Consider the following 2,963-nt stretch of genomic DNA (forward strand, 5'->3'; position numbering starts at 1 on the left):
CGAGCGCTTTAGTGACGCCATCTGCGCAAGCGCAACCAAAAACCCACGAAGGTTGGTATCAAGTAGAGATGCTAGTGGTAGCTCGAAAAGATGATACCGGTCAGGAACACTGGCCCAGCAATATTAAATTGCGCTATCCCGGAGATTGGGTCGAATTGAAAGATCCCAATGCAACTGAGGTGCCCAATACTACAGATAACAGTGCATCTGCAACTGCGCCCGTAGTGGATCTAACCAAAGAAGCGTTTTATTTGTTACCCGCGAGTGAACGCCAATTAAATACGCAAGCACAGAAGCTACAACGAAACCCACGCTTTGAAGTTTTGTTCCACAACGCTTGGCGGCAGGTTATTACCAATAAAAAAGAATCCAAAGCCATTCTTATTAACGGTGGCCAAACCTTTGGCCAACATCAGGCATTGGAAGGCAGTATTCGTTTAAGCGTGGCAACTTATCTGGAACTGCAAACCAATTTGTGGCTCGCACAATTTGATGTCAATGTCGGTCAGGAAATTACTCAGGCATGGCCCGAAATTCCGCTGCGTCCCAACTATACAGCAGCAACGATAAATAATTTGTCACTGGATTCAGAAGTAGAAATCGAATTGGAACAAGCGTTGGCGAATGAAAACCCCCAATGGTCGAACGGTAATTTTGATGCAAATGCAGCCGCACCAGAAGCCGATAATTTTGTCACGCGCCAAATCATAGTGCTGCAACAAGAACGCGACATGCGCAGCAACGAACTGCATTATATAGATCACCCAGTATTGAATGTGATTATTCAAGTAACGCCCTACCCGCCCTCAGCAACAAATCCTGTACCGACAGCACTGTAGAAATTATTCTTTTTCACTGAAATAAAAACGCCGGCAATAGCCGGCGTTTTTATTTAAACAACCATTTAAACCTGAGTGAAGTTTACATCAGCCCAGCAAAACAACGTCTTCTGCTTGCAAGCCTTTATCACCTTGTTGCAACTGAAACTCAACGTTTTGACCTTCAGCTAATGAGCGGTAACCCTCCGCACGGATATTTCGGTAGTGAACAAAAATATCCTCGCCTCCTTCTCCTCTGGTTATGAAACCGTATCCACGCACGTTGTTAAACCATTTAACAGTGCCCATCTCACGATCTGCCATATGAAACACCTCTACAGCCTTAAGCTTTATTGTTATTTGCTCGGTTTGCTTCATCCGTTGATCGCCAGCACAGCAGGCCAGCAGCTATCCACAACCGGGTTCATAGAACGAAAAAACCCGTGTTAACAGATATTAACAAAAGTTAGAAATAAGAGGGGATTTTTTTGTTGCTTATTTACGCAAGCCTACTGGTTTGCAAATATGAAAATAGTTTTTTTAATATCAGCCATTCCAGCAGCAAGGGTTTTCAGTATGTCGTCCATACTCAACTCCTCGCTAGCCAAGCCCGCAGCCCAGTTCACCACCAGACAAAGCGCGGCATAATCCAATCCCAGCTCGCGCGCTAGCGCTGCCTCTGGCATGGCCGTCATACCAACCAGATCACACCCATCGCGCTGCAGACGTAGAACTTCTGCCGCTGTTTCCAACCGAGGCCCTTGGGTACATGCATAAACACCGTGCTGCTGAAACGGCAGGTTCGCTGCCAATAAACTGACGATCAATTGTTGGCGCATGGACTGACTATAGGGATGGGTGAAATCGATATGGTTGATGTAACCATCAGTAAGAAAGTTATAACTCTGCTCGCGGCCATAGGTGTAATCGATAATCTGGTGCGGCACCACGAACACGCCCGGCCCCATTGCAGCATCTATTCCGCCCACCGCGTTAACAGCCAGCACACGCGTTACACCAACATCTTTTAAGGCCCACATATTTGCGCGGTAATTAATTTGATGGGGTGGCAGTTTGTGCCCCGGACCGTGGCGAGGGAGAAAGACCAACTGCTGATCGTCTAATCTGGCGATTGTGAGCGGCGCAGAGCAGTCGCCATAAGGTGTAGTAATTTTCTTTTCACTAACAATCTCCAATTCAGGAAATTGGTTTAATCCAGAACCACCGATAATCGCCAACATAATTTATATATGCGAACGTTTGGCCATATAGGCTGCGTAATCAGGAACCCAATGTTGCGACTCGCCGTTGAAGAGTGGCGATGACACCATAAAATCAGCGGAGCTTTGATTACATGCGATTGGGATATTCCACACCGCTGCAATACGCAACAAGGCTTTTACATCGGGATCGTGTGGCATTGGTTCAAACGGATCCCAAAAGAAAATCAGCATATCGACCTTGCCCTCGGTAATTAATGCACCAACTTGTTGGTCACCACCTAAAGGACCGGAAATAAGTTTGTTTATTGGCAGGCCGGTTTCTTTTTCTATTAATGTGCCGGTTGTACCGGTAGCAAAGAGTGTATGAATACTTAAATCAGCACGATGTTTTGTACACCAGGCAAGTAAATCTTTCTTTTTGTTATCGTGTGCTACCAGCGCAATCGATTTTGCCGCTGGCAAGCTAATCTCTTTGTATTCCATGGAATTCAGCCCGATTGATAAATAAAAAATGACCTTGGCTGATTATAGTCGGGGGCGCCCAGCCAAAGTCATCTTTAATAGCAGCTTTAATGAAAAACTAAAAATTAATTGCTCAATTCCAGCAACAATTTATTCAACCGCTGCACATAAGCAGCCGAGTCTTGCAATTGCGCGCCTTCAGCAAGATTGGCTTGATCAAACAGGATATGAGCCAAATCGCCGAAGCGCTCTTCGTTAGCCTCCTGCTCCAGCTTTTTCACCAGCGGATGATCAGGATTCAATTCAAAAATCGGTTTGGAATCAGGCACTTTTTGCCCGGCAGCTTCCAGGATACGGCGCATCTGTGCACCCATATCGTGATCGCCCACCACAACACATGCAGGCGAATCGGTGAGGCGATGCGTAATGCCCACTTCTGACACCTGATTTTCCAATGCTG

4 protein-coding genes and 1 pseudogene are annotated in these 2,963 nt (G+C 46.3%); 1 reads left to right on the plus strand and 4 read right to left on the minus strand.

Features of this window, described 5'->3' with window-relative positions:
* A partial coding sequence (locus ACWA6V_RS20080) for a CsiV family protein (protein WP_449524157.1) occupies positions 1-839 on the plus strand: 839 nt, incomplete at its 5' end.
* A gap of 87 nt (positions 840-926) precedes the next feature.
* On the opposite strand, the gene ACWA6V_RS20085 is transcribed toward ACWA6V_RS20080, so the two are convergent.
* From ACWA6V_RS20085 to ACWA6V_RS20100, 4 genes and pseudogenes are all read right to left on the minus strand, one after another.
* On the minus strand, positions 927-1,142 hold the full coding sequence (locus tag ACWA6V_RS20085) for a cold-shock protein (RefSeq protein ID WP_133682220.1): 216 nt from the start codon (positions 1,140-1,142) through the stop codon (positions 927-929).
* Positions 1,143-1,327: 185 nt separating this feature from the next.
* Positions 1,328-2,059, minus strand: coding sequence for an S-methyl-5'-thioinosine phosphorylase (locus ACWA6V_RS20090; protein ID WP_449524158.1), 732 nt, complete (start codon positions 2,057-2,059; stop codon positions 1,328-1,330).
* A 3-nt stretch (positions 2,060-2,062) separates the two neighbouring features.
* Positions 2,063-2,524: a methylglyoxal synthase gene (locus ACWA6V_RS20095; RefSeq protein WP_449524159.1), complete on the minus strand. Its 462-nt coding sequence runs from the start codon at positions 2,522-2,524 to the stop codon at positions 2,063-2,065.
* Between the two features lie 104 nt (positions 2,525-2,628).
* A pseudogene (locus ACWA6V_RS20100) lies at positions 2,629-2,963 on the minus strand (molecular chaperone HtpG); the annotation flags it as partial.

The sequence above is a fragment of the Cellvibrio sp. genome, assembly GCF_053579595.1.

What these genes read in the sequence shown, in the direction of transcription:
- ACWA6V_RS20085 (WP_133682220.1), bottom strand. Translation starts at nt 1,142, where the DNA reads ATGGCAGATCGTGAGATGGGCACTGTTAAATGGTTTAACAACGTGCGT.
- ACWA6V_RS20090 (WP_449524158.1), bottom strand. Translation starts at nt 2,059, where the DNA reads ATGTTGGCGATTATCGGTGGTTCTGGATTAAACCAATTTCCTGAATTG.
- ACWA6V_RS20095 (WP_449524159.1), bottom strand. Translation starts at nt 2,524, where the DNA reads ATGGAATACAAAGAGATTAGCTTGCCAGCGGCAAAATCGATTGCGCTG.